Source organism: Nocardia pseudobrasiliensis NBRC 108224, from assembly GCF_001613105.1.
In the GTDB taxonomy this organism is placed as follows: Bacteria; Actinomycetota; Actinomycetes; order Mycobacteriales; family Mycobacteriaceae; genus Nocardia; species Nocardia pseudobrasiliensis.
This window is the reverse complement of record NZ_BDBS01000009.1, coordinates 20764-47218: the sequence shown is the minus strand read 5'-3', so window position 1 is coordinate 47218 and position 26455 is coordinate 20764. Positions and strand designations below refer to the sequence as shown.

Sequence of the window (26455 nt, the reverse complement as noted above, 5' to 3'; positions counted from 1 at the left end):
TCGCCCCGCTCATACTTGTCCCTGTCGGAGGTCGGGGACCCAGCACATGTGCTTGCGCATGTTCGAATGAAGAGAAGGTGCGCGATGCCGTGCCAGAGTCCGCTCGAGGACGACGAGTTCACCGAGAGTCCTATAACACTCACCGATCTGCTCGAGTTGCATCCCTTCCAGGCGAAGTTGTATTCGCCACGGACCAGGGGCGCGCTGGTCGCCGCGGTGCTGGCGGCCGCCGGTGAGGGGCGGTCGCTGCGCGCCGCCGGGTCGCTGTATTCGTTGTCGCCCAATCACGTTGCCGACAATCTGGTGGCGATGACCTTTCTTCAGTCGCATCTGTCGCAGCCGTATCCGAGGCCGCGCGGACAGCTGACCCCCGAACGGCTGCTGCCGGGGGCCGATGAGTTGCTGCTGTCGCGGATGTGCGCCCGGGAGGCCGCGGATCTGCCGGGGCGTCATTTCGTCTTCGTCGAGGCCGGGATTCAGATCAAACAGTTGCTCACGGATTTGAAGCGGTGCGGGCTGGCGCTGCCGACGATGGGCGCGGGCGGCGGGCAGACACTGTCGGGCGCGGTGTCGACCGGCACGCACGGCGGCGATTTCGAGGTGTCGCCGCTCGGTGATTGGATCCGGGCGATACTGCTGGTCGGGCCGGGTGGCATCGAATGGTGGATCACGCCCGCCGATCCGCTGTTTCCCGGTGAGAAGGCGCGCGAGCATCTACCGCAGTGGTGCGCCGAGACCCGAATCGCCGCCGACGACAACCTGTTCGACGCGGCCCGGGTCGCGGTCGGTCGCGCCGGTGTCGCCTATGCCGTGATTCTGGAGGTCGTGCCGGACTACGCGCTGTTCGAGATCAATCTCGAGCACAGCTGGCCCTCCATTCGGGATACCTTGGCGCACAGTCACATCGGCGCGGGTGAGCGGACCGGAATCTTCGACGCCCTGTTCACCGATCTGGGCGGCGGCTACTTCGAACAAGCCTACGAGTACGTGAAGCGACAGAAGGAACAATTCATCCTCGACAATCCGGGTATCGCGCCGACGCCGGTCTGGACCGTCGGCGATGTGTTCCCGGAGCTGGCGTCGCTTCAGACGTGGATCGATCACTGGGGACTGCATCGCATCGCCGAGCGCTTGCACGGCAGTCCCGCGAAACCATTGCGGCACCTCAATATCGGCGTGAATCTGTCGCGCCCGGACCAGTGCTGGATCACCCGGCGCTGGGCCGTGCCGATCGGGACCGGACAGGCCGATCTCACGCCGAAACCGCCGACCGGAGTCGCGAAGGCCGTCATCGAACATCCGCGGTCGCCAGTGGAGATCGGGCCGGTGCTGTGGGATCAGATCAAGGGTGACTACTCCGACCTGGAGATCGCCTTGGGGAATGCGCTGGGCTGCGACAATGCGGAGGAGCTCGTCGACAACTTCCGCCCGCAACTCGAGCGAATCCTCCAGTCCAGCACCACGAGCGGCGAGGCGATCGTACTCATTCTGTATCGACTCGCCACCAATCCGGTTCTCGGTCCGCAGGGGCGACCCCAGGTCATTGCCGCGGTCTCCCAATTGCTGGCCGACAGTTTCAGTCCCGTGCTGCGGCTGGGGCACGCCTGCGACATGCTCGACACACACAACTACGCACTCGACGGCGCGCAGAGCGGCAATTCCGCGGAGTTCATATTCGACGCGGGCCTGAACTATCAATCCTTCATCGACACGATTCTGCAATTGGCGCGCGATCGGCTCGCCGCCGGACGTCCGGTGTTCGGGTACATAGGGATTCGGTTCACGCCCAAATCCTCGGCGCTGATCGCGATGCAGCGCTACGACCTGAGCGTCTCGGTCGAGATCGCGACCGGCCGGGCGCGGCAGGACGATATCTACGCCGGATTCTGGGACGACGTTCACGCCGCGGCTCGGACCTTCGGCGCGATCCCACACTGGGGACAGGAATTCCGAATCCCCGCAAGCGATCTCGCGGGCCTCTACGGCGATCGAATGCGAACCTGGCGCATGGCGTTGGCCACCCTGACCGATGCGGGCCAGGATGTGTTCAGCACGGCGTTCAGCCGGACGAACGGGCTGGAACCATTGTCGGTCAAAGCGATTCGGGCTCGCCTTCGAATACTCAACGACTCCGCGCGGCAACTGCAGTCGAGCGGACATCAGGACCGATCCGCCGGACTCGGTTACGAGGCCGAGCGATCGCTGGCCGAGCTCGGCGACCTGCGGACCACCGCCGACGATTCCGCCGATATGGCCGGAAACCTGATCTACCTCGGCGCTTACCTTGCCGCGGGTGACGAGGCGGTAGCCGTCACCGCCGCTGGGGTCCAGCTACTGCGCGATGCCGTTGCCGCCCAGGTAGATTCGCCCGCCTACCTGAACGGCCTGTCCTGGGCGCTGCACAATCTGACCGCCCGCTACAACAGCGCCGGAAACTCCCACGGCGCGGACGGACTCGGCTACGAGGCCGCCCAACTACCGGAACGATTCACCGCCACCGAGCCACCCGCCGACGTACGATCCTCGATCGCCTCCAATCTGATCTACATCGGCGCATACCTGCCCGCTGGACAGGAGGCCGTCGACGTGACGGTCGCGGGTGTGGCGGTCTATCGATACCTCAACGCCGCGCACCCCGACAACGCCGCCTATCTCGACAGCCTGTCCTGGGCGCTGCACAATCTCACCGCCCGCCACAACGGTGCCGGAAATCCGCAGGGCGCAGCGGGTCTCGGTCATGAGGCCGCCCGGCTGCCCGAACGGTTCGTCACTACCGGGGCTGCCGAGAACGTTCGTGCCGATGTCGCCTCCAATCTCGTCTACGTGGGCGCTTATCTCGCGGCCGGACAGGAGGCCGTCGACGTCACGGCCGCGGGCGTCGCCGTCTATCGGGATCTTCATGCCGCGTTTCCCGACAACTTCGCCTATCTCGACAGCCTGTCGTGGGCACTGCACAATCTGGTCGCTCGGTACAACGGGGCCGGAAATCCGCACGGCGCAGACGGACTCGGCTACGAGGCCGCGCAATTGGCGGCGGGGCTCACCCACGCCGAGGCGAAGGCGCGCGCCGATGTCGCGTCGAATCTGATCTATGTCGGCGCTTATCTCCCGGCGGGGCAGGAGGCCGTGGACGTCACCGAGGCGGGAGTGGTGATGTATCAGGCGCTGGTGACGGAATTTCCCGGTGACCAGGACCATGCCGCGGGTTTGAAATGGGCGGGCGACAACCTCGCCGCGCGCATGGCGGCCGCCCCGGGGGCGTGAAGCCTCAAATATACTGCGCTGGTTGATTGTTCGGCCTCGGCGCTGGACCATCGAAGTGCGATGTCCATACCGATGAGGGAACGCCTCACGCTGACAGCAGGGCTTGTGACGGTCCTGCTGTTCGGCGTGTTCGCCTATGAGCGCCGGTGGATCAGCGATGACGGCATGATCGTGGTGCGGGTGGCCGAGCAGATCCTGGCCGGGGCGGGGCCCGACTACAATCCGTTCGAGCGCGCCGAGGCGGCGACCAGCCCGCTGTGGGTGTGGCTGCTCGCCGCGTTCGGCTGGCTGCGACCGAGTGATATCGCGGCGACCTCGGTCGGGCTGGGGCTGGCGCTCGCCATGGCGGGCATCGCCGCGGGCCTGGCCGGATGCGTGACGCTGTATCGGCAACGCGGCGAGACCGGCATGATCCTGCCGATGGGCGCGCTGGTACCACTGGCGGTCGGCGGGTTCTGGGACTATGCCACATCGGGTTTGGAGACCGGGCTCAGCCTGGGCTGGCTGGGATCGGTGTGGTGGCTGCTGGTTTCGCTCACCGAACGATCCGGCCGCGCGCGGATGATCGTGGCCGCGGTGGTGATCGGACTCGGGCCGCTGATCCGGCCGGATTTCCTGTTGGCGTCGATCGTCTTCGGCGTGGCGGCATTGATGATCACACGGCCCGGTCGCGGGCGAGCGCTGTGGTACTGCGGTGCGGGGCTGGTGGTACCGGTCGGCTATGAGATCTTTCGGGCCGGATATTACGGAATCCTGGTACCGCTACCGGCTTTGGCGAAGGAGGCCGGCAGATCCCAATGGGCGCAGGGGTTGTCGTATCTCAACGACTTCGTCGGGGCCTATCTGCTGTGGATTCCGTTGCTGGTGATCGCGGTCATCGGTACCCGCCTGCTCGATCGCGGCGGGGTCGATCGGCGCGGTGCGGTGTTGATGGCCGCGCCGGTGCTGGCGGCCGTGGCGCTCGGTGTCTATCTGGTCCGAGTCGGCGGGGACTACATGCACGCCCGGCTGTGGATTCCCGTGCTGTTCGCCCTGCTGCTGCCGATGTTCGCCGCGCCGGTCGCGCGGCGGCTGGAGACGATCGGGGCGGTACTGCTCGCGGGGTGGGCGCTGATCGCCGGGCTGTGGCTCGGGCCGTCGTATCACGGCACTCAGTTCGGCCCGACCGGGCTGACCGACGAACGCGCCTACGAGGCGGTGGTTTACAGCGACCCGAACCCGCGCGCCGAATCACGCCGACGGGACATCACGCTGCTGGCGACGCTGGCCAGCCTGACCGATCACCGCGACCGCACATTGGTGTTGCGCAGCGGAATCACGGCCGACGGCAATATCTGGATGATGCCGCTGTCGGCGACGGCGCCGGATCACAGCGTCTACTTCTACAACAATATGGGTATCGCGGCGGCGATCATGCCGCTGCACGGCACCGTGGTCGATGTGAACGGGCTGGTGTCGCCGCTGGCCGGTCATCTGCGACTCGACCAGCGCGGGCGGCCGGGTCACGAAAAGTGGCTTCCCACAGCGTGGGTGCTCGCGCAGTACGCCGATGCGGATCTGGTCGCCACCATGGACGAGACGCGAGGTGCGACGCGAGCCCAAGTGCGCGCGGCGCGGCACGCGCTGTCCTGCGAGCCGCTTCGTGATCTCGTGGATTCGACGAGTCGGCCGATGAGCCCGAGTCGCTTCTGGCGCAACCTGACCGGTGCGCTGCGCCGGACGACCCTGCGGATTCCGCAGGACCCGGTCATCGCGGAACAGCGGTTCTGCGACTGAGACCACGAAACTGGGGTGTGTAGCGATGATCTCGGCGCGGTAGACCGGAATAGTGAGGGCTTCTAAGTATCTGACAGTGTTGATGAGTGTGATCGTGGGTTCGTTCGTCGCGTCCGGGCCGACCGCGGCGGCTCCGCCCGGGGCGCGGGTGGTCGCCTCCGATCCGATCGATGATTCCGCCGAACGGATCGATGTGTATTCGCCCGCGATGGACAAGGTGGTGAGCAGCAGGGTGATTCGCGCCGCGGGTGGCGGGCCCGCGCCGACGCTGTATCTGCTCACCGGCATCGGCGGTGGGGCGGACGGCATTTCGTGGTGGGACGATACCGATGTGCGAAAGTTCTTCGCCGATAAGCATGTCAATGTGGTGATGCCGATCGGCGGGGCCTACAGCATGTACACCGATTGGCTCGCCGACGATCCCGTGCTGGGGCGTAATCGGTGGCAGACGTTCTTCACCCGGGAGTTGCCCGCGGTGCTCGACGAGCGGCTGAATTCCACCGGGCGCAACGCGATCGCGGGTGTGTCGATGAGTGCGGCGTCGGCGGTCGATCTGGCCGTGCAGGCCCCGGATCGGTACGAGGCGGTGGCGGCCTACAGCGGATGTCCGTGGACCTCGGATCCGGCGGGTACGGCCATGGTCGCGGCGCAGGTGGTTCGCGGGGGCGGCAATCCCGGGAACATGTGGGGTGTGCCGGGAAGTGAGACCTGGCGTGCGCACGACGCTTTCCTGCATGCCGACGCGCTGTCGGGGAAGACGGTCTATCTGTCGGCCGCGTCCGGTGTGCCCGGGACGATCGATCAGGGCGGGCTGACCTTCCCGCCGGTGGAGTCGATCGCGAATTCGTGTACGACCTCGTTCGCGAGTCGGCTCAGTCAGTTGCGTATTCCGGCTACCCACATCGTGCGTTCGGAGGGGTCGCATACGTGGGGGCTGTTCGAGACCGATCTGCACGAATCCTGGCCGCAGCTTGCCCGGGCCATCGGCGCCTGAACGGGTATTTCCAGACGGTAATTTCCGTCACAGACCGTTGAATAGCTGAATAATTGCCTGTTTCATCGAGAGAACCTTCGTGCGCTTGATTGTGGGTGTCTCGGTGAAAGTAAGACGTATTGCGATGCTGTCGGCCTTCGTGGTGAGCGTGGTGGGAACCGCGGCGGTCGCCCGCGCCGAGGCGCCCGAGGATATGCACTACAGCGCCGATATCTCGGGTGACTCGGTGCTGATGAGCGTCGACTCGGGTCGTCTCGCGGTGGCCGACGGGCAATTGCAGATCCGCGATCCGGGCGATGTCCTGGTCGGCGGCATCCCGCTGCTCTACGAGCGCGACGGCAAACGCTGGCCGATTGCCGCAACCATCACCGGCCGGACCGCCCGGCTCACGCCCAGCACCGACCCGGCCGCCGCGACCCCCGCGCCCTTTCCGGCCCTCACCCAGGTCGACCTCAACCCGGGTTCGGACCAATTCAACGACGCCCTGTCCCACTTCGGTACCCAGGTCGGCATCGGCACCGCCCTCGGCGGCCTGATCGGCACGGTTATCGGCGCGGGCATCGGCTGTCTCGCGGGCGGCCTGGCCGCCGGTTCGGTCGCGGCCATCCCGTCGATCGGCGTCCTGGCCGTCCCCGGCTTCCTCGGCGGCTGCCTGCTCACCGCGGTAGCCGCCGGAGCCATCGGCGGCCTGGTCGGCACCATCGCCGTCGGCGTCCCGGTAGCCATCGCCGCAGCCATCCTGTTCTTCAACACGGTCGACCAGCCCGCCGCGCCGACGAATTAGTCCGCTGACCGGGTACAGCTAGCGCGGGTCGGGCAGTAGGGCGTAAACCCTTACGGTGAAGCCGGATTCCGGTGCGCCGGAGGGGTCGGCCAGGTAGAAGCCGCGGCGGGACAGTGACTGTCGTTCGCGGGGGACCGGGGTTCGTGAGCCGGACTGGATATTGGACAGGACGCGTTGGTCGTAGTTGGCTCGCACGTCGGACATGACGCTGAATCTGATGGTCGCGGCGTCGGGGTCGGTTCGCCAGAGCAGTTCCCTTGTCTCCTGCGGAATGTCGGCCAGCGAGAAGTTCGCGCTGCACCGATCCTTCTGCCCCGAACGGGGCCGGCTATCCGAGTGAATCTCAGCGACCAGGACCTCCGGCATGCCGCTCTCCTTCACGTCTCGCGGATCGTTCCGCCTGATCGACCCTATCAACCGGCGGCGCCTACGCCCGGAACCAGTTGGCGACGAAAAAGCCCGCGCGGTGGGATTTCTCGTCGGAGCGGAGTTCGCCGGTGAAGCGGTGTCCCTCGGCAGCGCCGGCCAGGACCTGCCAGGGCGCTCGCCCGCTCGGGGTCGGCGTGGGATCGAGTCGGTCCAGCGCTGCGGCATCGGCGTGCGCGAGAGCGCTGGCGATTCGGGTGTGATCCGAACCCGTCCCATCGCCGATGACGAGCATCGCGACCCGCTCGGCCCGTGCGGCCAGTGCACGCCCCAGCTCCGCGCACTCCTGCGGCGGGGCGTCGAACGCCACGGCCTGCAACTCCAGGTCGGCCACCAAGAGCGCGGTGGGACTGCAGCCGAAGAGGATCCAGTGGCCCAGCGACAGCGACAGCGGCAGGGGTATCGGGTTGTCGGTGGTCCGGCCCCAGCCGAAGTCCCAGTCGATGCCCTGCTGCTCGAGGCTGCTGTAGGAGCCCGGGCCGTCGTAGGTTCTGGTCGAACTGTCGCCGCCGACGATCACCACGAGGTCGGGTGTGCTGGCGTCGGCGGGGCGCAGATCGAAACTGTCGAACACCGCCCACCCGTCGGCCTTCACCCCGAACTGCGGAATCCGCAACCGCCGCAACGATTCCGTGCACGCGGTGTGCAATCCGGCCCATTCGGGCGCGGCGGCTCCGGCGACCTCGGGGATGAGATACGGCGGGTGCGGGCAGATCGCGGCCGAGATCAGCGGCACAGGTCCTCCTCGTGAGCGTGCGTCACATCCGAACGTACTGGGGATCAAGGTGATTGGCAGGGGAAGTTCCCGCGTGTTCCGAACGGAACACGCGGGAACCGAATGCGGAATCCGCCTATCGGACCGTGGAGTTCACCCAGTCGAGAACGGCGGCTTGATAATCCTCGGTGTTGAGGGCGAGATTCACCGAATGGCCCGAACCGGGGAGTACATAGGTGCGCAGATGCGCGGCCGGGCTGAAGTACGGCGCTTCCGCGGCCTGCAATGCCGCGGTGTCGTGGCAGATCGAGAAATCGGGGCCGCAGGACAACTTGTCCATACTGCCGTCGACCACCATGACCGGGACATCGATGAGGTTGGAAACCGGTGGGAGCGTGGAGGCCAGGCCGTCGGGATATTCGGTGAGCGAGAAGACTTCCTTGGTTGCCTCATCGGTCGCGAGCACCTGCGGATCGAAGTCGCCGGGTCCATAGAAATCGGCGGCTCGGGTGCCGGGTCGTGTGGTGAGATAACCCGGATCGTAGCCGCGGCCGATGAACCTCGGATCCAGGATTGCCGGATAATAGGTGGACACCACGCTCCCCACCTGGAGATAGTCCAGGGTGTGCGAGTATCCGGTGAGCAATACGCCGTCGACATCGTGGAATGTGACGGCCTCCAGCACACTGAAACCGGAACTGAGCGAATGGCCGCCGGTGATCACCTTGTCGAACGGTTGATGGCCCGCGAGTCCGTGGCGCAGCGCCTGGACGACCTGATGCAATGCGGCCGCGGATCCGGTCGCGGTGAGCGTGGCGCTCGGCGGGCGGGTGCTCGCGCCGTTGCCGAGCCGATCGACCACCAGCGTCGCGTAACCGCCCGCGTTCATCGCGCGGCGGAAATTGTAGGTTTCGGGTTGGTACGGGAAATCCCAGTAGGTGTGGTTGTAGTTGGAACCGGCCATCAACACCATGACCGTGCCGGTCGGGCCGCTGTCGGGCAGGCATAGCGTCCCGGCCAGGGCGCCCAGCAGCACCGAAATGGAAACCGACTCACAGTGATCCGGTTGAGCGGGCTGATCGGCCTGACATACGCTCGGTACGAGCCAGAGCAGTGCCGCGGTCAGCGATGCGGAGATTGTACGTAATGAATTTCGCACGATTGCGCTCCTTGGTGATTCACGAGAACGATCATCCCGAGGTTGATCGTTCAACGTGATTCGCAGGCTATAGCGCCGTCTTATCGAGCCGCAACGGCTTCGGAGCCTTTTGCGCAATTCGTAATACTTACGCCCCCGACGCAATGCGGTCTCGTACCCGAAGACCGCCCGGTTTCAACCCCTTCTCTCGGTGAAATTCTCGCATTTTGAACTGGATGAACGTATTTGATCGAGTGCGTTGCCGATTACGGCCGCGGCGTGTTCCGCCTGCGTCATCGAAAGCACCATGGGCGGCTTGATTTTCAACACATTGTTCGCCGGACCGTCGGTTGACAGCAGAATGCCCTCGTGCTTGGCCACTTCGACAATGCGTTCGGCCACTGCGCGATCCGGCCGTTTGCTCTGCCGGTCGGTCACCACATCGACGCCCAGGAAAAGGCCGCGGCCGCGGACATCGCCGATCGCGTCGTGGCGTTCGGCGAGCGATTCCAGCACGGTCCGCAGCCGCCCGCCCACGATCTGGGCGTGTGCTGTCAATCGTTCATCCTCCATGACGTCGAGGACGGCCGAGGCGACCGCGCAGGAGACCGGATTTCCGCCGAAGGTGTTGAAATACTCCATGCCGGTGACGAATCGGCGGGCGACCTGCGGGGTGGTGACCACCGCGCCGATCGGGTGGCCGTTGCCGATCGGCTTGCCCAGCGTGACGATATCGGGCGTCACACCGTGTCGTTCGAAGGCCCACATATGGGTGCCGACGCGGCCGAAGCCGCACTGGACCTCGTCGGCGATACACAGCGCGCCCGCGGCTCGGGCGGTGGCGTAGGCGTGTTCCAGATAGCCGTCGGCGAGGTCGATCTGTCCGGCACAGCCCGGTATCGACTCGTGGATGAAGGCGGCGGGTGGTGTTCGGGCGGCGGTCAATTCGGCGCAGTGGGCGGCGACATCGGCGACGTAGCGTCGACCGTCGGAACCGAATTCGCCCCGGTAGGGATCGGGTACCGCGCATATCCGCACGCGCGGTCCGGGTCCGAGGCCGCCCCGGCCGTTGAACTTGTACGGGCTGATCTCGATCAGCGAGGTGAGGTTGCCGTGGTAGGCCCAGTCCAGGACCAGGGTGTGCTCGCGGCCGGTCGCGGTGCGGGCCAGTCGCAGCGCGAGATCGTTGGCCTCGCTGCCGGAATTGGTCAGGAACACCACATTCAGCGGGTCGGGGAAGGTGGCCGCGAGGCGGCGGGCGTAATCGGTGAGGTTCGCGTGCAGGTAGCGGGTATTGGTGTTCAGCAGGCCCGCCTGGGTGCTGAGGGCCTCGACCACTCGCGGGTGGCAGTGGCCCACGTGGCAGACATTGTTCACCAGGTCCAGATAGCGGCGGCCGTGGGCGTCGATCAGTTCCGCGCCCCGGCCGGACGCGATGTGCAGGGGCTCGTCGTAGCTGAGCGACAGCGCCGCGGACAGATTCGATCGGCGGCGCGCGGCGATCTCGGAGGCGGTGCGGCGGCGGATGGACCGCGGCGATATCGGTTGGCGTAGCAGCAGATTCGGATACGGGGAGATGCTTTCCCAGATGTCCTGCTCGGCCGGGTCGGCGGTGTGGGGAAGATCGGTGAGGCGGTCCAGCAGGGTGGTGAACAGTTGCAGGTGGAGGTGGGGCTCGTCGGTCGGAAGGTGTGCCAGCGGGTCTCCGGCGCGAAGATGGTCGCCCTGCTCGGCGGTGCGTTCGCCGAGGTGCCGCAGGCGCGACCAGAACGGTGTGCCGTCGCCGGTGTGGTGCTCGAGCAGAACGGCGTTGTTCGGCTCGTCCACGGCGATCACCGTGCCGTCCAGCGGGGACAACACCGGTTCGCCCGGCGCACCGCACAATTCGACTCCCAGGTGGACGCGTTCGTCGCTCGGGGGACGGATGTCGATCGTGCGCAGTATCCGTGCGGGTCGGCATTCGGCCGAGCGCAACCAGGACACGATGGCGCGTTCGGCGGCGATCGGCCGGTAGCCGCAGGCGTCGCGCAGGCGTGCCTCGAGCAGTGGCCTGGGGTGGTCGGCCGAGGTCGCGACGAGTCGGCGGATCTGTGGCTGGCTGATGGTGAGATAGTCGTTGGTCGGATCGGCGGCGTACTGTTCGGCGGCGTTGGCGACACTGGTTGCCAGTCGGATATCGATCAGATCGGGTAGCAGCGCCAGTTCGGTTGCGGTCAAGGGGGATTCGCCGTGATACCCGGACGCCACGGCGGTCGCGGCCGATATCGGATCGGGGGTGTCCAGTTGGACGTAGGTCATCGCCACCGCCAGCCCGCAGACCCGAGGCGCGCGGACGATGTCACCGAAGTCGATGATCCCCGCGATGGATCCGTCGGCGGCGACGATCACGTTGTGGTCATTGGCGTCGTTGTGGATGGCCTGCCGGGGGAGCGATCGCAGGGTCGGCAGGATGGCGGCCAGCCGGGACAGGCCGTATTCGACGATCGGTCGATCCCGATCGGTCAGGATCGGCAGGGTTCGTTGCAATTCATTGCCGTACAAGGGATTCCAGCGATACGGTCGATCCAGCGCGGGGTGGTCGAAACCGGCCAGGGCCGTGTCGAGTCGGGCGACTGCCGCGCCGAGGCCGACGAGTCGCGCGGTATCGGCGGGACCGGCCGCGGCCCATACCGCGCCCTCGACCCAGTCGAGCAGGTGGGCCACTCGCGATCGGCCATCGATGACGGTGGTCGCCGAATGACGCAGTGCCGATTCGGGTTCGGCGAGGTGGGCGTGCAGGGCCTCCTGCAATACCACCTCGGGGGCGTCGGCGTCATAGATCTTGAGCAGATACCGCGGCCGCCCATCGACATCCAATCGGGCGTTCAACTGACATTCGCCCGCCAGCGGAACCGCCTCGGCCGCCACCCCGAACAGCGTTTCGGCAAGTGTGGCAAGCGTTTCCGCGGACAGCCTTCTGGTCATGGCATCCGAAGTTAAGCGACGCGCGCGAGCCTGTCGACCGGTGCGGGCGAGCGCCTAACCGATCGGCAGCGCGCTCAGAATCGGTCCGAAGCCCCAGTTCAGCATGTGCTCGGCGTCGCGTTGTGCGGCGACGTCGCTGTCGGGGGAGCTGTGCAGGACCACGCCGATCAGGGGCTGGCCCAATCGGACCGCCTCGAACAGCAGGCAGGTGCCCGCGGCGTCGGTGGAGCCGGTCTTGATGCCGACGGTGCCGGGATAGTCGTGCAGCAGCAAATTCGTGGTTTCCCAGACGTGATCGCGGTGGCCGGGGGCCGCGGGCAGGTGGTGGCTCTGCTGGCGGACGATATCGCGGAACAGCGGCTGGCTCATCGCGCGCAGGCCGAGGGTGACCAGGTCGGTGGGGGTGGAATAGGTGGAGTAGTCGGTCGGGTCGGGCAGTCCGCTGGGATCGCTGAAATGCGTTCCGGCCATACCGAGTTGGCGTGCGGTGTCGTTCATCTTGGCGATGAATTCGCCACGGCCGGGTCCGTAGGCCTCAGCGAGGGTGTAGGCGGCGTCGCAGCCGGACGGCAGCAGCAGCGCGTACAGCAGCTCGCGCGCGGTGAGCACCTCGCCCGGGACCAGATCGGCCGTGCTCGCACCGTATTTGCGGTCGTAGTCGATGATCCCTTGCGGCACAGTGATAGTGCGATCGATATCGCCGGAGTTCAATACGACCAGCGCGGTCATCACCTTGGTGATGCTGGCGATCGGGACGGGCGTATTCGCCTCGCGCGACCAGCGGATCGCGCCGGTGTTCCCGTCGGCCAGCGCCGCCTGCGGGGCCTGCACATCGGGTGGTTCCGGGGACAACCAGGCGGGTACGGCGGCGGCCTGGCCCGTCCCGATCAGCACTCCGGCGACGGCGGCCAGCATCATTCGGGCAAATGATCGCATCGCTACATTGTGCCGGCCGAGGCGTCGAACAGCGGGATTTCGCGAATTCGTCGGACGCGTCCGGCGAGTTCGATCACGGTCGGGTTCGGCCCGGCTCACGTCCGCGTCTGTTGCGCAGCCAGCGGGTCGCGCGCAATGCCAACCAGCCCAGCGCTGTCAGCAGGATCAGGATCGCCACGAAGGCCGCCACCGGTACCGCCAAGGCCAGGACCGTGAGCGCGAGCGAGACGCCGTCCTCGACGGTCGACACCACCGGATTGCCCACGCCCGCAGTGGTTCCCGTCACGAACGGCCGCGCCACGGCTCGCCCGGCGTGCACGCTGCCCGCGGTGACCGCACCGAGCACCGCGGCGACGGCGGGCGGCAGATGTGCGGACAGACTGGACTCGGCGGTGAACAGGATCGCCCCGGAGGCCGGCGCCACGAGGGCTCCGATGGCATGCAGCACCGAATCCAACGCCGGAACCTTGTCGCCGACGAGGTCCAGGATGAACAGCACGGCGATGGCGATCAGCGCGGGAGTCGAGGACAGCCACCCGTAGGAGTCGCCGAGATCAATCCATCCGAACCGATCGGCCACGCCGACCACCAGCAGCGGTAGCCAGGCATTGAGCCCCGCCGCGCCCGACAATCCGAACGCGCCGAGAACCGCCCCGACGGCCGAAGTGATCTCCATGCCACAAGTGTGCCGTCACGGCGCGCGGTCCACAGCAGTGGCCGCGCCATGAGCGGCGTACGGACGTCGGTGTCGGCGTTCAGGGGTGGCGACACGCGGCAAATCGGATCAACCGGAGCGTCAGTCGTGGAATCTGGTGGTCTCGTGGAGCGCCGCGCGGGGAATGGCGAGGTTGTTGACCGGAGCCTGGTCGCGGGCGTATCCGAAGGAGACGCCGAACAGGACCTTGGTGTCGCGGATGTGCAGAGTCTCTCGGATCGTGTTGCCGTAGAAGCCCAATAGGCCCTGGGGGCAGCTGGCGATGCCGTAGGCGGTCATGGCCAGGAGCAGGGTTTGGCCGTACATGCCGATGTCGGCGGTCATGCGGGCGTCCGCGTCGGCGGGGGCGCACAGCAGGGCGACGTGGGGTGCGCCGTAGAAGCGGAGGCTTTCGGCGTTGTGCGCGGCGCGGGCCGGGAGGTCGTCACGGGCGATACCCAGTGCGGCGTACATGCTTTCGCCGAAGTCGCGGCGACGCTGTCGGTGCAGGTCGTTGTAGTGCTCGTCGCGGTAGGGGAAGTCCACCGAGAGGCGTTGGTGGGCGTGGGCTTCCAGCAGTGCCTCACTGAGTCGGTCGCGGGCGGCTCCGCTGACCACGTGGACGGTCCAGGGCTGGGTGTTGGAGTTGGAGGGGGCCGTACCCGCCAGGGCGAAGATCGCTCGCATGGTGTGGTCCGGGATCGGATCGGACCGGAAGGCGCGTACGGCTTTTCGGGAGCGGATCAATCGCTCGGCGTATTCGGGGCGGATGTCTGGTGCGGTCAAGGCTGATCCTTATGTATACATATTCGTTTACATAACGTTGGCAGGCTAGCACCGCGTACTCATTAAGTAAACAGTGCCGTATGCTTTAGGGATGAGTGAGGAGCAGACGATCCGACGTCGCCGCGGCCGGGGCGGCCGAGAGCGCGTCCTCGCCGCGGCCACCGCGCTGTTCGAATCGCAGGGGATCACCGCGACCGGTATGGAACAGGTCGCCGCCGCCGCTCCCGTCTCCAAACGCACCCTGTACACGCACTTTTCGAACAAGGACGAACTCGTCGTCGCCTACCTCGAGCATCTGCTCGAATCCGGGCAGACCATGGAGGGCGTACTACGCCGAGAGGATCTGGCTCCGCGCGAACGAATCCTGGCCCTGTTCACGCCCCCGGCCCGAGGAACCGCCCCGATCCGCGGGTGCCCCTTCGTCGCCGCAGCAGCCGAATTCCCCGACCCGAACAGTGCGGTTCACCGCTACGCGGCCACCCAGAAACGCCGCCTTTCCGACCTATTGACCGACCTGCTGTCCACCCTCGAAGTCACCCCCCCCCGACCCCTGGCCGAACAACTCGCCATCCTCGCCGACGGCGCGGCCAGCCGCTCGATGGTCCTCGACGACCCCGCCTGCCTCCGGCACGCACGAGCCGCCGCGACGGCCCTGCTCGACGCGGTGTCTCGGTCGGCGTGAAAATCCGGATGCGCTCGACCGGTCGTCGGAGATATGTTGGGCCCAGTCGGCTGCGACGGGTGTGACGAACCTCGAGCCGCATCGGTTGGTCGCCGATCGAAAACCGACCGCAGAGGCGGCGATTCGCCGCGAAGGTGTGGTGGCACCGCGACGAACCCGATCGCCCACACCTCCCGGGGACAGCAACCAGAGGTGAGCCTCATGCCACGCAGCCTTTGTTCGAGCTTGACTCGCGCACTCGATGAAGTGGTCACCGTCGAGGGATGGATCCATCGGCGTCGACAACTCGCGACCGTCACCTTCGTCGTGATTCGCGACCGCTCCGGATTCGCGCAGGTCGTCGTGACCGATCCCGCGATACGTGCGCAGGCGGCGGCGCTGCCGGAGGAGACCGTCGTGCGTGTCACCGGCGCGTTGGTCGCCAGCGAGAAAGCGCCCGGCGGTGTCGAAATCATCGATCCGATGATCACGGCGCTCGGTGCACCGGCTGGGCGGCAACCCGTCGAACTGTGGCGGCCCACGCTCAGCGCGACATTGCCGACAGTGCTCGACCACGCGGCGCTGACCTGGCGTCACCCAGCGCGCCGGGCGGTGTGGACGATCGCGGCGGCCGCGCTGGCGGGATTTCGCGGGCATCTCGACGGCATCGGATTCACCGAGGTCGCGACCCCGAAGATCGTCGCGCAGTCCTCCGAATCCGGTGCGAACGCATTCCCCCTGGACTATTTCGGCACACCCGCCTACCTCGCCCAATCCCCGCAGCTCTACAAACAGATCCTCGTCGGGGTCTTCGAACGGGTCTACGAGGTCGGGCCGGTCTTTCGCGCCGAACCGCACGACACCGCGCGGCATCTGTCCGAATACCTCTCCCTGGATGTCGAATTCGGCTTCATCGACGATCATCGCGACGTGCTGGCGCTGCTGCGCGACACCCTGGCCGTGATGATCGGCCGCATCGGTGACACGGCGGGCGGCGCGGTGGAAACCCTGGGCGTCGAACTGCCGCGCGTGCCGGAGGCCATCCCGGTCGTGCACTTCGCCGAGGCTCTCGAACTCGTCGGGGCCGACCCCGCCGAACCCGACCTCGCGCCGGAACACGAACGCGCGCTGGGGAAATGGGCGCAGGCGGAATTCGGCTCGGATTTCCTTGCCGTCGAGGGATATCCGGCCGCGAAACGGCCGTTCTACACCCATCCGCAGCCCGGCGACCCACGCTGGACGAACTCCTTCGATCTGCTGTTCCGGGGACTCGAACTCGTCACCGGCGGGCAACGCCTGCACCGCCACGCCGACTACCTCGCGGCACTGGCCGCGCGCGGCGAGCGTCCGGAGCAGTACTCGTCCTATCTGGAGGCGATGGCGCACGGTATGCCGCCGCACGGCGGTTTCGCGATCGGTCTGGAACGCCTCATCGCACGCCTGCTGCGGGCGGACAACATTCGCTACGCGGCGTTGTTCCCTCGCGACATCCACCGGATCCAGCCGTGAGAGTCGTTGCGGCTCAGCGCAAGAGCTCGAGGATAGGGGCGAATTTCGCCATATTGCGTTCCAGGACGGTGATGTAGTCGATGCCGTAGGTTTCGCGGCGGTGGCGGAGTTGGTCGGCCATGTGGTGCGGCGTGCCGACGAGCAGGGCCGGGTAGTCCTCGAGGTCGGTGTCCTTGCCCATCGTCAGGTATCGGGCCAGTGGTGCGAGAGCCGATTCGTTTTCGTGCGGGGCGAGCAGTGCCTGGATCACGAGATTGATGTCGGTGGTGTCGGAGCGGGGGCCCAGGAGCGTTCGTATACGGGCGATGCGGTTCGCGGTCTCGGCCTGGGTCGCCAGGATCATGCGGCCGTCGTCGGCGGTTGCGGCCGCGGTGAGGGCGATGATGTCGGCGTGCTCGGCCGCGGTGCGCAGCATGCGCTCGCCCCATCCGGCGATGAGCAGGGGCGGGCCGCCGGGCTGGGTCGGGCGGGGACGGTAGGCGGGGTCGGCGAACAGGCGTCGCAGGGTGGCGGCGGTCTGCGCGACGTGGGCGACGCGTTGGCCGCCGGTGAGGAACGGGATGTTCGCGGCGTCGAATTCGGCCCGAACCCAACCCGCGCCGAGGCCCAGTTCGACTCGGCCGCCGGTCAGTTGGTCGACCGTCGCCACCTCGCGGGCCAGTAGCGTCGGGTCGTAGAAGGGGGCGTTGAGCACGAATGTGTTGAGCCGCACATGCTGTGTCGCCTCGGCGGCCACGATCAGCGCGGGGAAGGGGGCGGTCATGCCCAGATGGTCGGGGACGCCGATCACGTCATAACCGAATCCCTCTGCCCGGCGGCACTTCTCGATCCAGTCGTCCCGGGAACCCGAGGAGGTCATGGCCACACCGAACCGAAAACCGCTTCCCATCGGCCCAACCTACCAACTGTTACCTTTTCGGTTCGGCGCTCGTCGTATCGGTGAGTGAATGGAGAAGCAGGATGCTGACAGACATCATGTTCGTGACGATCTACGTCACCGATCAGGACCGCGCGCTGGAGTTCTACACCGAAAGGCTCGGCCTGGAGAAGCGGATCGACGTCACCGGACCCGAGGGACGTTTCCTCACCGTCGGCGTTCCCGGCAATGCGGCGCAGATCATCCTCTGGCCGCACGCGGCCGGTGCCGAGCCCGGCCCGATCGTTCTCGAATCCGAGGATCTGCGAAAGGATTTCGAGGTCATGCGGCAGCGCGGCGTCGCGTTCGATCGATCCGAACCCGAGGACTATCCGTTCGGCGTGCGGATCGGGGCGCGGGATCCGGACGGCAATCTGATCTCGCTGCGTGAGCAGTCCAAGCGGTGACCGCCCGCTCGTCCGGCGTCATGGCCGAGGTGTTCGAGGCCCAGCGCGATCGGCTGCGCGCCGTCGCGTACCGCGTGCTGGGCTCGCACGCCGACGCCGAGGATGTCGTCCAGGAGGCGTGGATGCGCCTGGTCCGCCAGGACGCGGCGGCCATCGACAATGTGGCGGGTTGGTTGACCACCGTCGTCGGTCGAATCAGCTTGGATCTGCTGCGCTCTCGTCAGGCCCGCCCCGAAACCTCCTATGGGAGTGAGTTTTCGGAGTTCGTGGTGACGCCCGATGACGATCCGACGCCGGATGAGCAAGTGGCGCTGGCCGATTCGGTCGGCCTCGCGCTGCTGGTCGTACTCGATTCTCTCGCCCCGGGGGAGCGGCTGGCGCTGGTGCTGCACGATATGTTCGGCGTCTCGTTCCACGAGATCGGCCAGATTCTGGGCAAATCCGCCGATGCGGCCAAGATGATCGCCAGTCGCGCGCGGCGCAAGGTCCGGGTGGCGGAACGGCCGATGGGCGCGGATCGTGCCGGGCGCGAGGTGGTTCGAGCGTTTCGCGCGGCCGCGCTGAGTGGTGATTTCGAGGCATTGTTGCGGGTGCTGGACCCGAATGTGAAGTTGACCGTCGATACCCCCGGCGGCGTGGTGGTCACGCTGGGCGCGACCGAGGTCGCGGCCGGGGCCCGCATGTTCTCCGGCGAGGTCGCGCGGCATCGGCCCGTGCTGGTGGACGGCCTTCCGGGACATATGTCGTGGCGCGGCGATGGAACGCCCCTGTCGCTCATCGCATTCGTGGTGGCCGAAGGCCGGATCGTCGCCATCCACATTGTCGTCGACCCGGCCAAACTCGCCTCGATCCGATTGGCCGTCTCGGGGTAGAAGTTGGCCGCCTACCGTCGATGCGCCGAATTAGCCTGATGTCGTACCGGATCGGCCGATCCACTCGAGCGAGTAAGGAGGTAGCGACATGGGAGACCTGAGTGGAAAGGTCGCGCTGGTCACCGGTAGCAGCCGGGGTATCGGGCGCGGTATCGCCGAACGGCTGGCCCGCGACGGTGCGCTGGTCGGGGTGCATTACGGCAGTAATGAGGCGGCCGCGAAGGAGACCGCGGCGGCGATCGAGCGGGCCGGTGGCCGGGCCTTCATCGTGGGCGCGGAATTGGGCGTTCCCGGTGATGTCGATTCGCTCACCGGCGAATTGGAGGCCGGGCTGCGCGCGCACGGGGAGTCGGGGATCGACATCCTGGTGCACAATGCGGGGCTCAACATCATGGGCGCTGATGAGGTGCCTCGCGGCGCATGGCATCCCGATCGAAACAGCCTGTCGTTGGCTGAAGCGCCCTAGTTCGTCCGATTTCTTCAAGACCGCTCCTCGCGCTCGGCGTTGACTGATGCGCGAGGAAAGGAGTCTTGCAATGAAGATCGATATTGCCGCGATCACCCTGGGGGTCGCGGATCTGGAGCGGTCGCTGCGGTTCTATCGGGACGGGTTGGGGTTGTCCTCGCCGGGGATCATCGGTACCGAATATGTTGCGGATCAGAGGAATCCGGGCGGCGCTACGGTGATGTTCACGCTGGAGAGCGGGCTCATTCTGTCGCTGTACTCGCGGGAGAACCTCGCGAAGGACGCCGGTGTCGATACCGACCGCATCGCCGGATCACCGATGAGCCTGGGGTACTTCGTGGATGCTCGCGATGATGTCGATCGCGTGCTGGAACGCGCGCGGCAGGCGGGCGGCGTCATCGTCCGGGCCCCGCTGGAACGCCCGTGGGGAATCTACGCGGGCTACTTCGCGGATCCCGACGGGCATATGTGGGAGGTCGTCTACTTCCTGAACGGCTGAGTTCAGACCTCCGGTGCGTCCGGTTCCAGCAGGCGCTTGGGGTGCATGCCGTCGACCTGACCGATGAACGGTGGGTGGATGCTGTAGCCGAGCATGCGGCGGATGTCCTCGGAGACCGCGCGGACGGTGTCGCGGGTTGTCGAGAGGGTGAAGGCTTCCTGCGGGCGCAGCCACGGTTCGCAGTACTGGGCGGTCAGGGCCAGGCGAGGGTGCGGGGTACGGTTCGCGCCGCCGCCGTGCCAGAGGGTGCCGAGGAAGAAGACGCACGAGCCCGCGCTCATGACGACCGGTTCGCGTTCGGAGTCGCGGGGCAGGCGCTCGCCCCACTCGTGGCTGCGCGGGATGATGTCGGTCGCGCCGTTGTCGGCGGTGAAATCGTCGATGGCCCAGATCGTCGCCGCGCCCAGGGCCGCGCGCGGGCGGGGCAGAGGATAGAAGCCGTCGTCGGTGTGCAGCATCTGCGCCCGCTCGCCGGGCAGGATATTGATCACCTGCAGCATCGACAGCAGATAGTTCGGCAGGAACATCCGGTCCAGCAGCGCGAGGACGCGGGGATGATCCGCGATCCGATCACAGGCGCGGGTCTTGTTGAGCACGCTGTACACGCGCTGTGTCGTGTGACCCTCGAAGGTGTTGCGCCCCTGCCGATTCAGCAGCGGTCCCACGGCTTCGCGAATCGCGTCGAGCTGGGGGGTGGTCAACAGATCGGGCAGGATCACATAGCCGTCGCGTCGCAGGGTCGCGAGATCGGCCTCCACGATCGCCGGGTCGACGCCCGCCCCGCTGCTGGCCGTCCACCGATAGGTTCCGGCCAGGTCACCACCCAGATCCACCGCTGACGACAGGTCCGAACTCATGAGGGAACTCCTCCTGCGGCTGAAACATAACTGAATTCTGTTATGGTTCGACTGTGGCACGCGCACCGATCGGACGTCAACAACTTCTCGACGCGGCCCGCGAGGCCCTGGTCAGTGGCAACGGCAATCTGGAGCTGAGCGCGCTGACCCGCAGCGCGGGGTTGAGCACCGGTGCGCTGTATCACCACTTCGGGTCCAAAGCCGGTCTGCTGGCGGCGATCTACGACGGTTTCTACGACGGGCTGGCTCACGCCATCGCCGATGCTCACCTGCCCCAGGCGGTCGGCTGGGGTGCGCGCGAGCGCGAGCGGACCCGCCGATTCGTCGCCTATCATTTCGGCGATCCGCTCGCGCCGCTCCTGCTCAACCGCGCCGCGCCGGTCCTCGAACTGACCGAGCTGGAGGGCGTCTACGTGCGTGCTATGAGCGATGCCGCGGCACACAATATTCGCGAGGGCCAGGAGACCGGCCAGATCCCGGCATCCATCGACCCCGACAGCGCGGGCGCCTATGTGATCGGCGGTCTGCGCCACGGCATCGCCCAGCAGTTGCGCCTGACCCCGCGCCCGACCGTCGAACAGGCCACCGATCGGCTCTGGCGTCTGACCGGCAATGCCCTCGGTATCGTGTGACGGCTCAGAATCCGGCATATTCGTGCACCCAGCGGAATTCGCGATCGCGCAACGGAAATGTGTTCTCGTCGAACCGTTCGAGCGTGACGGTGACCGGGTGACCGTTGAATTCGCCGTCCAAGCGCAGCCGATCCGCAGCCGATTGCTGGAAGGTGAAGGCGCCCACCGATTCCGGCTGCCGTCGCGGTTGTGTCCGATGCATCGTGGCCGGCGCTTCGGCGGTCCGTAGCAGCAGGCGATGCGCCTGCGGATCGATCTCCAGTCGCGCGGGTACCAGCGTGCCGTCCATCCGCTGATACTGCATCAGGCCGGGAGTATCGAAAACCACTCGCTGCCAACGATTCTCGTTGGTCAATAGCGGCGGAAGGTCCTGGCCGTCGCGAGTGAACTCCCGCACCGTCCAGATTCCGTACAGCGGCGGTTCGGGACGGTTCGGACCGTACTTGTTCCAGTAGCCCCAATCATCATGAACCTGCGCGAAGATGATCCAAATACCCAGTGCGAGTTGCGTGATCGCGGCGGGGCGTCGCGATCGTGGCGTGTGGAACGGGCGGGGCGCGGTCGGCGGGCCGGACGGCCGATCGAGCACCAGCACCGCGGCCAGCCGCTTCGCCTCGGGAGCGAGCAGCAGCAGACTCATCAGCATGAGGTGACCGGATCCGATCCGCACGGGCACATCGAAATTCAGGTCGAGGACGAACACCATCGCCATATCGATCAGGGCCAGCATCGCGCCGAGGACGGCGGTTCTCGGGATGAACAGCATCAGTCCGGCCAGCACTTCCGCTGTGCCGAGCAGGATTTCGTAGTTCGGGGCGGCTCCCACCTGATTCCACAGCACCGACATGCGCGTCATATCACCGTAGGGCTGCAGCAGCGTGGCCAGTCCCGGTTCGGGCATCTGGAGGGGAATCATCTTGCCCACGCCGTAGTAGAACATCTGCCCGCCCAGGCAGACTCGAATGAACAGCAGAAACCAGCCGGCGAGCCGTCGATACTCGGTACGTCGCCGATCCAGCGCGGTCCACACGGCCGTTGCCGCCGCCGCGAAACCCAGCAGGCAGAACAGCAATACCCAGTGATAGGTCTGATCACCGCTGCCGGTGTCGAGTAGTATGGCGTCGACGCCGAAGACGTTGTGCCCCAACCATTTCACCGCGGGCGTGAGTAACCACTCCTGCCCGGCGACCACATCCCTGGGCAACCGCGCTTCGAACCAGCCCAGGAATACACCGGTGATCTGCGAATTGCTGAGGCACCACAGCACGAAATATATGAAGCATAAGCGGAATGCGATACGGGTCAACGGATTCCAGCCAACGCCCACGCCGGTCCCCTTCCTGGAAGAGAGGTCATTGATCGGCGTCGACGCTACGAAGCGACGGCTGTCGGGAAAATCCGGTGCGCCCCCGGGCCGGGGTGGGGTTGGCACCACCATCGCAACAGTGGGCGATCGCGTTCAGCGAGGCAGGACGGCGTCGGCGTAGGCGGTCAGGCGGTTCGTCAGTTCGCGGGGATGGCTCAGGGCCGGGGTGTGGCCGCCGCTCATTTCGTCGGGGGTGATGCCGAGGCGTTCGCGGGATACGCGGCGGAGGAAGGCGGGTGGGAACATGCGGTCGTCGCGGCAGATCAGGACTCGGGTGGGGGCGTCGGGCCAGGAGCGCAGCGGGGATGGTTCGCCCAATCGGGCTTCGGATTGGGCGCGGCCGCGCCGTAGGGCCTCGGCGGCCAGGGCGGGTGGGACATCGTGGTAGAACAGGGCGATCGTGTCGTCGTAGCGGTCTCGTTCCTCCCGGTCGTAGCCGGAGGCGGACCAGTAGGCGTCGGGCGACTCGCCGGGGGCGGGGATCATGGGGGTGAGTAGGACGAGCAGTTCGGCGGGTACTCGTTCGCACACCAGCGGGGCGGTGAACGCGCCCATCGAATGGGCGACGATCACCAGGTCGGTGCGGTCGCCGATGGCGGCGACGACGGTGTCGGCGTAGTCGGGCAGACCCGCTGAATCGTTGTCGCAGGGCAGATCCGGGGCCACGGTGTCGTGCCCGCGCTCGCGCAGCTCGGCCTCCACCAGATGCCAGTACCAGCCGACGTCACCGGCGCCGTGGATGAGAACGAAGGTAGCCACGGCTCGACCGTAGCGTCAGCGCGGCGGATACCATTCGATTCGGCCGCCCTGAAAGTCTTGGGCGCGACCGCCGTTGTAGTCGTACTCATCGCTGATCGGATAGCCGTAGCGGCCGTTCTCCCAGTTCTGACTCGCCCAGGTGTCCCGGATCGCGCCGACGACCACGCGTGCGCCGGTATCGGCGGACCAGTAGATCGAACCGCCCTCGAAATGCTGTCCCGCCCCGCCGTTCTTGGCGCGGAACTCGTCGGTGACGGGGAAGCCGAGGCGGCCGTCCTCCCAGGACAGCGTGGCCCACTTGTTGCGGATCTCGCCCCAGGTATTGTGCGCGCCGGTCGACTGCGACCAGTGGATCGTGCCGCCCTCGAAGTGGTTGAACCGCCCGGGTTTACGGGTCGGCAGCTCCCGGGTGGTGGGATAGCGCAGCGCGCCGTTCTCCCAGCCGAGCTCGGCCCATTTGGCGCGGATCGCACCGCCGATCTGGTTGGCGTGACCGTCGGATACCAGTGGGTGCCAATAGATCGAGCTGTTCTTCTCGAACTCCTGCCAGCGCCCGCCACGGGCGGCGTCGGACTCCGCGTTGATGGCATTGCCGAAAAACGTTGCGCCGCCGGCCTCGTCGTATTCGATCCGGATCGCGCCGTAGATCGGATACGGCTGTGCGGAGGCCCCGACGGGCGTCAGCGTGAGGGTGGTGAACACCGCCAGTACGGTGGCGGCTCGGAACGCGCGGGATGACATGGCCCCTCCTTGCACCCCAGGACATTGGACATCAATTCTGCGTGATCAATACGGCCGATGCCAAGGGCCGCGGTGCCGATGGCGAGATCGCCGTGGACAGCGCGAAGCTCCCGCCGATCCTCGTGTCCGGCGCGGTCGTGGTGATGTTCGCGGGTGCGGCCATCGTGCTGCTGCCTCGGCGACGTCGCTGATCGCCGGGTCAGGTCGAGCGCCAGCGTTCGACGGCCAGGACCATCTCCCGGCCGAGATAGTCGAAGAGTCGGCCCATCTCGTCGAGCCGCTGGCCCGCGGGCGTCGCCGGACCGAGGAGTTCGGCGCCCCGGCGGGCCGCGCGGAACCGGGCCTCGGCGGTGCGGGCGAGGTTCAGGGTGCCGCGGTACCAGGTGTCGTTGTCGATGCGGTAGCGATCGCGGCGGGGCGAATCGCGTTCTCGGCGAAGGAGATCCCGCCGTTCCAGCGCGCGGACGGCCGTGGAGACCGACGCCGGGCTCACCTCGAGCCGCCGCGCCAGTTCGGCGGCGGTGAGACTGCCCGAATCGGTGAGATGCAGACAGGTCAGCACCCGCGCCTGCATGCGGGGTAGGCCCTCGGCGGTGAGCAATTCGGTGAAGTGGTCGGCGAATTCGCGCAGCGCGTCGTTGTCGACGACGAATCCCGCTGGGGCCGAACGCGGCGCGGCGGACGCTTTGCCGCGCCGCGCCCGCGCCACGGTGGCCCGGTGCGCGCGATCGGCGCGATAGCGGCCGGGTCCGCCGTTGCGGGTCACCTCGCGGCTGACGGTGGAGGCCGGTCGGTCGAGCTGGCGCGCGATCTCGGTGTAGCCCAGTCCGTCGGCCAGACCGGCCGCGATACATTCCCGCTCGTGCAGGGTGAGTCTGCCTCCTGGCATCGGTGCAATCCTTCGTGATCATGCGTTCAGCGGCATCCCATTGCAATCGGACCCGTTCGCTATTGCGTTCGGTTGCAGGGTCATTGCATGTGTGAATCAAATCTACCTGCGGTGATGGGAAAATGTCGGCCGATGCTTGTTGAGACATTGCTGAACGCAACCTAGCGTTCGGCGCATATCGAAAGTTGTGCACCCGGGAGGAACGCCATGACCGCCGCCTCGATACCCACCGCGCGCCCCGAGGATCGTCCGTTCGATCCGCCCGCCGAACTGGCGCTGTGGCGCGATCGAAACCCGCTGACGCGCATAGTGTTTCCCGGCGGACACGAAGGCTGGCTGGCGACTGGGCATGCCACGGTGCGCGCCGTGCTGGCCGATCCGCGTTTCAGCGCGCGCACCGAGCTCATGCGTTCCCCACAGGGCGATCGGCTGCCCCCGGCCCCGCCCGGTGACTTCCTGGCCTTCGATCCGCCCGAGCACACGCGCTATCGAAAGCTGTTGACCGGCAAGTTCACCGTGCGGCGGATGCGACTGCTGGCCGAGCGGGTGCGGCGGGCATGCGCCGAATATCTGGACGCCATGGAACGCGCCGGCGACCCGGTGGATCTGGTCGAGTCGTTCGCCTATCCGGTTCCGGCGGTGATGATCTGCGAGATGCTCGGTGTGCCGGAGGCCGATCGGGAGCGGTTCCAGCGCTTGATATCCGAGATCGTCGCCCGGCTCAACGATCCGGCCCTGTCCCCGAGCGAGGCTCTCGAACAGGGTCTCGCGGCGCTGGCGCGGGCTCAGGAATACATGCGGCGGCTGGTCGAGGCCAAGCGCGTGCGACCGACCGATGATCTGCTCGGCGATCTGACCGGCAGCGATCTCACCGACGAGGAGCTGACCGGGGTCGGTGTGCTGCTGCTGATCGGCGGGTTCGAGACCACCGCGAATATGTTGGCGCTCGGCACTTTCGCACTGCTGCGCAATCCGGAACAACTGGCCGCGCTGCGCGCCGATCCCGATCTCATCGATCGCGCGGTCGAGGAGTTGATGCGCTATCTGTCGGTCGCCCACACCACCACCCGGGCCGCCCTCGAGGATGTCGAATTGGCCGGTCAGGTGATCAAAGCCGGTGAGACGGTATCGCTTTCGCTGCAGGCCGCCAATCGCGATCCCGCGCGGTTCGAGCGGCCGGACAGCCTCGATCTGGGGCGTTCGGCGATCGGGCATCTCGGGTTCGGCCACGGGGTCCATCAATGCCTGGGGCAGCAGCTGGCGCGGGTCGAAATGCGAATAGCGCTGCCCGCCCTGCTGTCCCGGTTTCCGGATCTGCGGCTCGCGGTGGCGGCGCAGGACATCGTGATGCGCCCGAATCCGATGGGCGTCTATGGTGTGCGACGCCTGCTGGTCACCTGGTAG

26 protein-coding genes are annotated in these 26455 nt (G+C 66.8%); 13 read left to right on the top strand and 13 right to left on the bottom strand.

Features of this window, described 5'->3' with window-relative positions; genetic code table 11:
- Positions 1-84: 84 nt before the first annotated feature.
- The 4 genes from NP4_RS09765 (at position 85) to NP4_RS09750 (ending at position 6818) form a co-directional block, all read left to right on the top strand.
- On the top strand, positions 85-3264 hold the full coding sequence (locus NP4_RS09765) for a D-arabinono-1,4-lactone oxidase (protein WP_067995241.1): 3180 nt from the start codon (positions 85-87) through the stop codon (positions 3262-3264).
- A 72-nt stretch (positions 3265-3336) separates the two neighbouring features.
- On the top strand, positions 3337-5040 hold the full coding sequence (locus tag NP4_RS09760; RefSeq protein ID WP_147287976.1) for an arabinofuranosyltransferase AftB family protein: 1704 nt from the start codon (positions 3337-3339) through the stop codon (positions 5038-5040).
- Positions 5041-5122: 82 nt separating this feature from the next.
- A complete protein-coding gene (locus tag NP4_RS09755) occupies positions 5123-6034 on the top strand; it encodes an alpha/beta hydrolase (RefSeq protein WP_082875717.1) in 912 nt (303 codons plus the stop codon).
- 103 nt (positions 6035-6137) lie between these two features.
- Complete coding sequence (locus NP4_RS09750) at positions 6138-6818, top strand: DUF8020 domain-containing protein (RefSeq protein ID WP_245997912.1); 681 nt, start codon at positions 6138-6140, stop codon at positions 6816-6818.
- Positions 6819-6836: 18 nt separating this feature from the next.
- Here NP4_RS09750 and NP4_RS09745 read toward each other — a convergent pair whose 3' ends face one another.
- The 7 genes from NP4_RS09745 to NP4_RS09715 all read right to left on the bottom strand — a co-directional run bounded on the left by NP4_RS09745 (position 6837) and on the right by NP4_RS09715 (position 14477).
- A complete protein-coding gene (locus NP4_RS09745; RefSeq protein ID WP_147287977.1) occupies positions 6837-7184 on the bottom strand; it encodes a hypothetical protein in 348 nt (115 codons plus the stop codon).
- Between the two features lie 61 nt (positions 7185-7245).
- Complete coding sequence (locus tag NP4_RS09740) at positions 7246-7980, bottom strand: class III extradiol ring-cleavage dioxygenase family protein (protein ID WP_067995229.1); 735 nt, start codon at positions 7978-7980, stop codon at positions 7246-7248.
- A 115-nt stretch (positions 7981-8095) separates the two neighbouring features.
- A complete protein-coding gene (locus NP4_RS09735) occupies positions 8096-9118 on the bottom strand; it encodes an alpha/beta hydrolase (RefSeq protein WP_245997913.1) in 1023 nt (340 codons plus the stop codon).
- Positions 9119-9292: 174 nt separating this feature from the next.
- Positions 9293-12061, bottom strand: a complete 2769-nt coding sequence (locus NP4_RS09730) for an aminotransferase class III-fold pyridoxal phosphate-dependent enzyme (RefSeq protein WP_082875716.1) — start codon at positions 12059-12061, stop codon at positions 9293-9295.
- Positions 12062-12115: 54 nt separating this feature from the next.
- Positions 12116-12997, bottom strand: a complete 882-nt coding sequence (locus NP4_RS09725; protein ID WP_245997914.1) for a D-alanyl-D-alanine carboxypeptidase family protein — start codon at positions 12995-12997, stop codon at positions 12116-12118.
- Between the two features lie 73 nt (positions 12998-13070).
- Positions 13071-13673 carry a DUF4126 domain-containing protein gene (locus NP4_RS09720; RefSeq protein ID WP_067995224.1) on the bottom strand — a complete coding sequence of 201 codons (603 nt, stop codon included), beginning with the start codon at positions 13671-13673 and terminating at the stop codon, positions 13071-13073.
- Positions 13674-13793: 120 nt separating this feature from the next.
- Entirely contained in the window at positions 13794-14477 is a 684-nt protein-coding gene (locus NP4_RS09715) for a nitroreductase (protein ID WP_067995221.1), read from the bottom strand.
- A 91-nt stretch (positions 14478-14568) separates the two neighbouring features.
- Here NP4_RS09715 and NP4_RS09710 point away from each other — a divergent pair, with 91 nt between their 5' ends.
- Both NP4_RS09710 and aspS read left to right on the top strand, forming a co-directional pair.
- Positions 14569-15159, top strand: a complete 591-nt coding sequence (locus NP4_RS09710) for a TetR/AcrR family transcriptional regulator (RefSeq protein WP_067995218.1) — start codon at positions 14569-14571, stop codon at positions 15157-15159.
- A gap of 201 nt (positions 15160-15360) precedes the next feature.
- The gene (gene aspS / locus NP4_RS09705; protein ID WP_067995902.1) at positions 15361-16647 is read left to right on the top strand and encodes an aspartate--tRNA(Asn) ligase; all 1287 of its coding nucleotides are present in this window, start codon (positions 15361-15363) and stop codon (positions 16645-16647) included.
- Between the two features lie 13 nt (positions 16648-16660).
- Here aspS and NP4_RS09700 read toward each other — a convergent pair whose 3' ends face one another.
- Positions 16661-17536 (bottom strand): TIGR03621 family F420-dependent LLM class oxidoreductase, encoded by an 876-nt coding sequence (locus NP4_RS09700; RefSeq protein ID WP_067995216.1) that lies wholly within the window; start codon positions 17534-17536, stop codon positions 16661-16663.
- A gap of 71 nt (positions 17537-17607) precedes the next feature.
- Here NP4_RS09700 and NP4_RS09695 point away from each other — a divergent pair, with 71 nt between their 5' ends.
- The 4 genes from NP4_RS09695 (at position 17608) to NP4_RS09680 (ending at position 19807) form a co-directional block, all read left to right on the top strand.
- A complete protein-coding gene (locus tag NP4_RS09695) occupies positions 17608-17970 on the top strand; it encodes a VOC family protein (RefSeq protein WP_067995213.1) in 363 nt (120 codons plus the stop codon).
- Positions 17967-18842 carry a sigma-70 family RNA polymerase sigma factor gene (locus NP4_RS09690; RefSeq protein ID WP_245997917.1) on the top strand — a complete coding sequence of 292 codons (876 nt, stop codon included), beginning with the start codon at positions 17967-17969 and terminating at the stop codon, positions 18840-18842. Before NP4_RS09695 ends, NP4_RS09690 begins: the two co-directional genes overlap by 4 nt.
- An 88-nt stretch (positions 18843-18930) precedes the next feature.
- Positions 18931-19308, top strand: a complete 378-nt coding sequence (locus NP4_RS09685) for an SDR family NAD(P)-dependent oxidoreductase (protein ID WP_211335881.1) — start codon at positions 18931-18933, stop codon at positions 19306-19308.
- A gap of 70 nt (positions 19309-19378) precedes the next feature.
- Positions 19379-19807 (top strand): VOC family protein, encoded by a 429-nt coding sequence (locus NP4_RS09680; protein ID WP_067995210.1) that lies wholly within the window; start codon positions 19379-19381, stop codon positions 19805-19807.
- A 2-nt stretch (positions 19808-19809) separates the two neighbouring features.
- Here NP4_RS09680 and NP4_RS09675 read toward each other — a convergent pair whose 3' ends face one another.
- Positions 19810-20664 carry a phytanoyl-CoA dioxygenase family protein gene (locus NP4_RS09675; RefSeq protein ID WP_067995208.1) on the bottom strand — a complete coding sequence of 285 codons (855 nt, stop codon included), beginning with the start codon at positions 20662-20664 and terminating at the stop codon, positions 19810-19812.
- Between the two features lie 53 nt (positions 20665-20717).
- Here NP4_RS09675 and NP4_RS09670 point away from each other — a divergent pair, with 53 nt between their 5' ends.
- Entirely contained in the window at positions 20718-21296 is a 579-nt protein-coding gene (locus NP4_RS09670; RefSeq protein WP_067995205.1) for a TetR/AcrR family transcriptional regulator, read from the top strand.
- 4 nt (positions 21297-21300) lie between these two features.
- On the opposite strand, the gene NP4_RS09665 is transcribed toward NP4_RS09670, so the two are convergent.
- The 3 genes from NP4_RS09665 to NP4_RS09655 form a co-directional block, all read right to left on the bottom strand.
- On the bottom strand, positions 21301-22563 hold the full coding sequence (locus tag NP4_RS09665; RefSeq protein WP_245997919.1) for a DoxX family protein: 1263 nt from the start codon (positions 22561-22563) through the stop codon (positions 21301-21303).
- A gap of 192 nt (positions 22564-22755) precedes the next feature.
- Positions 22756-23421, bottom strand: a complete 666-nt coding sequence (locus tag NP4_RS09660; RefSeq protein ID WP_067995202.1) for an alpha/beta fold hydrolase — start codon at positions 23419-23421, stop codon at positions 22756-22758.
- A 15-nt stretch (positions 23422-23436) separates the two neighbouring features.
- Complete coding sequence (locus tag NP4_RS09655; protein WP_067995199.1) at positions 23437-24162, bottom strand: LGFP repeat-containing protein; 726 nt, start codon at positions 24160-24162, stop codon at positions 23437-23439.
- A 41-nt stretch (positions 24163-24203) separates the two neighbouring features.
- Here NP4_RS09655 and NP4_RS40820 point away from each other — a divergent pair, with 41 nt between their 5' ends.
- Complete coding sequence (locus NP4_RS40820) at positions 24204-24353, top strand: hypothetical protein (protein ID WP_156524901.1); 150 nt, start codon at positions 24204-24206, stop codon at positions 24351-24353.
- A gap of 8 nt (positions 24354-24361) precedes the next feature.
- Here NP4_RS40820 and NP4_RS09650 read toward each other — a convergent pair whose 3' ends face one another.
- Entirely contained in the window at positions 24362-25051 is a 690-nt protein-coding gene (locus tag NP4_RS09650; RefSeq protein WP_067995196.1) for a GbsR/MarR family transcriptional regulator, read from the bottom strand.
- 207 nt (positions 25052-25258) lie between these two features.
- Here NP4_RS09650 and NP4_RS09645 point away from each other — a divergent pair, with 207 nt between their 5' ends.
- Entirely contained in the window at positions 25259-26455 is a 1197-nt protein-coding gene (locus NP4_RS09645) for a cytochrome P450 (RefSeq protein ID WP_067995193.1), read from the top strand.